This window comes from Streptomyces colonosanans (assembly GCF_001866645.1).
Lineage (GTDB): Bacteria > Actinomycetota > Actinomycetes > Streptomycetales > Streptomycetaceae > Streptomyces > Streptomyces colonosanans.
Genome location: NZ_MLYP01000089.1, coordinates 1 through 4,625, shown reverse-complemented (window position 1 = coordinate 4,625; position 4,625 = coordinate 1). Strand labels below are relative to the sequence as shown.

Annotated in this window: 4 protein-coding genes; all 4 read right to left on the bottom strand. The window is 67.8% G+C overall.

Features of this window, described 5'->3' with window-relative positions; translation table 11 throughout:
- Positions 1-943: hypothetical protein (locus BIV24_RS28295; RefSeq protein ID WP_071369312.1), on the bottom strand; the 943-nt coding region annotated here is incomplete at its 3' end.
- Positions 940-2,157: an ABC transporter permease gene (locus BIV24_RS28290; protein ID WP_071369311.1), complete on the bottom strand. Its 1,218-nt coding sequence runs from the start codon at positions 2,155-2,157 to the stop codon at positions 940-942. The genes BIV24_RS28290 and BIV24_RS28295, both read right to left, overlap by 4 nt.
- A complete protein-coding gene (locus tag BIV24_RS28285) occupies positions 2,154-2,879 on the bottom strand; it encodes an ABC transporter ATP-binding protein (protein ID WP_071369313.1) in 726 nt (241 codons plus the stop codon). The genes BIV24_RS28290 and BIV24_RS28285 overlap by 4 nt, the downstream gene beginning before the upstream one ends.
- Before the next feature lie 38 nt (positions 2,880-2,917).
- Entirely contained in the window at positions 2,918-4,513 is a 1,596-nt protein-coding gene (locus BIV24_RS28280; protein ID WP_071369310.1) for a hypothetical protein, read from the bottom strand.
- Positions 4,514-4,625: the final 112 nt, after the last annotated feature.

Genomic DNA, 4,625 nt, shown 5'->3' with positions numbered 1-4,625 from the left:
GCAGCAGGAACGAGTTGTCCATGCCCTTGACTGCCACGCGCCGCAGTTCACGCCCGCTGGCGCGATCCAGCTCGATCAGATCGCTGTCCTGCCCGCGGTTCACCGCGACCACGACGGTGTCCTGGGTCGCGTCCACCGCATCGACCCGTCCGCCGACTGCGCTCACCACTGTCGCCTTGTCCGCGTGTTTGAGGGTCACCTTCACCGTGGATCCCTGGCTGCCCCCGGCGGGGGCGCCGGCCAGGACCGGGGTGCCTGCCGGGCATGCCATCTGCTGCACCTGCACGCCACCGGTGCCGCCGACCGGCCTGGTCCTGCCGGTGGTGAGGTCGAGCACGCTCACCTTCGTGCCGGATCCCTGTCCGGTGGCCAGGCACACTGTGTCGCTGGACGGATCGGACGCCGTCAGCGTGACGGCTTGCGGTACCCGTACCTCGCGGACTTTCTTCCAGGTCTTCGCATCCCGTACCAGCACGCTGGTGGACTGCCTGCCCGTCGTGGCAGCGTCCTGGTCGCTTCCGGAGGCACCGTAGACGGCCGCGACCAGGCTCTTACCCGGCACGAGTTCACGCAGTCGATCCGTGTCGCCCTTGTCGTCCAGGGTGTGCTGGGCGGTGTTCAGCATGAACAACCGGTCCGGACTCTCCCCCTTGCGGGGCGTCGACAGCCACCACCTTCCGTCGGCGAACCGCACGAGCTGAGGCGCCAGCACGTCGTCGTCACCGTCCTTCTTCGGCACCACGGCCAGCGCCTGAGCGTGGTGGGCTTCCGGATTGATGCCGACCACCACGGTTTTCCCGGACACGCTCGCGGTCACAAAGGTCTGCGATCCCTTCCAGTCCGTTCCCAGCTTCACATCGTCGGAACTGGAACAGGACGCCACAAGGGCGGCAGACAGCGCGAGCGCGACGTACGACGTCCTGCGCCGCATCACAGGGATCACCAGTCCTTCATTGCATCAGTAGGGGACATGCGCGCGGCACGGCGCGCCGGGAGCACGGCTCCGGCTGCCACGACGACAACGGTCGCCAGCGACAGGAGGATCAGAGTCGACGCTCCCGGAAGCGGCACCGTGTCGTGCACATACGGGGCGACGTCGCCGATACGCCGAAGACCGGCCGCCGCCGCACCCGAGGCGCCCACCGCCAGTACCAGACCGACCGCAGCCGCCACTACCCCGGCGATCGCCATTTCCGCCACGAGCATCCCCATCACCGACCGGGAACGGAAACCGACTGCCTTGAGGATGCCCACCTCCTGGGCCCGCTGCCGTCCCAGCGCACCCGTCACCGTGACCGCACCTGTGAAGGCCAGCACACCCAGAACGCCGAGCAGTACGTTCCCGGTCAGTCTGACCAGCTCCAGCACTCCGGGAAGGGCCTGAAGCTGCTGCTGCAAGGTGACGGCCGGATAGTTCATGTCCTGTACGGCCTCGAGCACGCCCGGCACGTGAGAGGCACTGTCGACCACGACCGTCAGTTGGTTCCAGCCCGAAGTGCGCAGGTAGTCGCCGGTCGTCTTACCGGCCGCAGCCGCTGCCCATTTCACTACGCTCGCATCGTCCGCGTATGCGGTGTCCGGGCCGTCGAACTGCCAGCTCGGGTTGTACAGACCCACGACCTTCACCCGGTCACTGACCGTGTCCCCCACGCCGGGCCGCACATACCGGTGCGCGTCCACCGTCACTGTCCTGCCCATCATCGACGACAGGTCCACCCCGTGTGTGGAGGCGGGAAAGACCACTTCTCCACGGCGCAGCGGGAACAGATGCTTGCGGACCGACTTGACCACCGGGGGCGCCAGCGCCTCGCGGTAGGTCGTCGCATACAGCAGATCGGCGCCCTCGGGGTTGTCCCGTACCGGCATGGACACCTGAAGCCTGTGCTGGACCGACTCCACGTGAGCGATCTTCGCCAGGCGCTTTTCCGTCGCCTCTGTGAGCTGGGCCGCATCAGGACGCTCGCCCGGCGAGTCGACGGTGACGGACCGGTTCGCCGTCGACTCCCCGACCTGGCTGGTCGTCGACCCCTGAGCATTCGAGGCGATCCCGATCGCGCTCATGCACACCGCGCCGGCGACCGCGACCATGGTCACCAGGCCCAGAAGCCGCCCGCGCAGCGCCTGCACGTTCCACCACGCCATCCGAAGCAGGTTCACAGCTTGCCCTCCTGCGAACCCTGGGTGCGCGCCCAGGTGCGGCCGTTCGTGTCGTCCTGTGTCGAAAGAGCCGCGCCCTGTCCCAGTCGGTGAACGACGTCGGCCGCATCGGCCACTGCCTGGTTGTGCGTGACGACCAGCACCCCCCGCCCGTCATCCGCCAACTCCCTGAACAGACCCAGCAGCAGGGCCTCGCTCTCGGTGTCCAGGTTTCCGGTGGGTTCGTCGGCCAGCAGGAGCGGTGGATCGTTGACCAGCGCTCGGGCCAGCGCCACACGCTGCTGTTCGCCACCGGACAGCTCACTGGGCCGGTGCTCGCACCGGTCTGCCAACCCCACACGCTCCAGCAGGCTGCGTGCCCGCGCCTCTCCCTCCCTGCGCTTGCCGGTGAACGGAAGCAGGACGTTGCGCAGCGCGCTGTGCTGCGGCAGCAGGTTGTATGACTGGAAGACGAACCCCAGACGTCGGCGCCGCAGGTCCGCAAGCGCGCTGTCCGCAAGGCCACTGGTATCGCGGCCCTCCAAGACCACACGGCCGACGTCGGGTTTCGTCAGCAGCCCGAGAATGTGTAAGAGGGTGGACTTGCCCGATCCCGAGTGTCCGACGAGCGCAGTGACACACCCTGGCACGACAGCGAGATCGATGTCTTTGAGGACGTCGACCCGCTGGCCGCGCAGGGTATAGGACTTGCCCACCCCGCTTGCCGTCAGCAGTGTGCTCAAGGAGGTTCCGCTCACTTTCTGTCTCAGGGATCCCAGCCCTACGAGGGGAGGGCTCCCAGCTTCCTGTCCAGTGCCTTGTCCAGTTCCCACACCGCCCACGTCGTCTTCAGGTCGCAGGCCGGCTCGCTGTCGGGCCGGTACAGGCCGGGAAGCCCCGGACAGCCCCGGTGTGCCCTGAACTGACGGGCCAGTTGTTTCACGACGGACTCGTCGGCGTGGCCGCCGAGCAGCAGATATGCGCGGACGATCAGCGCGTGATCATAGACGTTTGCACGGGGGCCCGGGTTGTCTACCCATCGCCTGAGCGCATCCGCGGTCAGCCAGCCAGGTATCTGATCCTCCTGACCGGCCTGATGGAGGCCGACCACCAGCGTGGCAGTCGCCTGCGCGTTCTCCAGGTCATCAACGCTCCAGCGATTGACGGAGGGAGCTTTTGTCGGCACGCCGGACTCCGCGCAGTTCCAGACTGCACGCTGCCAGTTCACCACGTTGTCAGCGGTGACCGTATCCGGCACCGTCGACGGATCCCTGCACAGTGCGGCCTCCTGATCGGAGAGGGCCGCACCGCCGGCGCTGTGCTTCAGCGCGGCCATGCTCAGCCGCGCAGCGCCATCGCGGGGCGCATCCGGGGTGTTGGCCTGCTCCTCGACGGCGCGCAGGAGACGCTTGTCCCGCACACGCCATCCGGCCACGTCTCGCAGTCGCTGCACGAACAGCGACGCGTCGGGCGTGCCCAGGTAGGAGGACGGGTCGCGGACCGTTCCATCCTGCATACGCTCCCGCTCAAGACGGCCGGTGACCGCGGAGAACGCCCCCTTGGGGCTGCCGGCGGCACGCAGAATGTGCACCAGGTCGTAGAGCTGCTCGTAGTCGAGGCTTTCCGCGTTGTGGGTCAAGGCCTGCTGCCATGTCCCACGGTCCAGGTGCGGCTTCTTGCCGGCCGACTCCTGAAGGAGTACATAGTTGTAGGTGTCCTCCAGCAGGGCGGCGCGTTCCTCGCCCGACCGCGTGGTGAACCCGCTCGCGTCCGGAGCCGCCACCGACGTCAGGGAGGCGGGGACGGGCTCGCCGAGCAGGTGAAGGCAGCGTGCCAGGGCAGCGGCGTTGTCCAATGGCCGCCTGCCGCCTGCCAGTCGACCCAACCAGCCGACCGTAGCCGCTTTTTCGGCCGCCGGAAGCTTCCCCAGAGAGCCGGTGGCCGCCTCCACCTCCAGCGCCGCCCAGGTGGCGCTCAGACGCCCTTCGTCGCTCTCCCTGTCGAGAGAGGGGTCTTCATACCATCCGCCGCCGGTCCGCAGTTTCTCCACGTTCCGCGTATCGCCCGGTCCCAGTACCCCCGACACCCCGGCGTCGTGCAGAGGGACAAGCCAGTACCTTCCCCACAGTGCGGACGCTTCGACCGCATCGGAGCGCAGCGCTGCGACGGTCTCGGCTCCCACCGTGACCCTCGGTTTCGCGCCGGTCTCCTCCAGGGTGCGCAGCGCGTAGAACTGGGCTTCTGCACTGCCACGCTCCTCCCGCAGGAAGGGGTGGTAATACAGGCCGTTGACCTGGCTGACAAGGCTCTGGAAGTAGACCGGTTCCTTGCTTTCGTGGTGGCTGCTCTGCGAGGTACAGGAAGCGGTCAGCATCATGACGCAGGCCGCAGCAGCCGTCTTCGCCGCTTTCCCCGTAGCTCTGTTGACGTGAAAAATGCTCGCTCCCCCCACAGGAGAACCGTTTCTGCCCCCGCCCCGGGGCGGGGGC

Bases quoted from the DNA above. Each gene is read 5' to 3' on its own strand.
- BIV24_RS28280 (WP_071369310.1), bottom strand. From the start codon at position 4,513: ATGATGCTGACCGCTTCCTGTACCTCGCAGAGCAGCCACCACGAAAGC.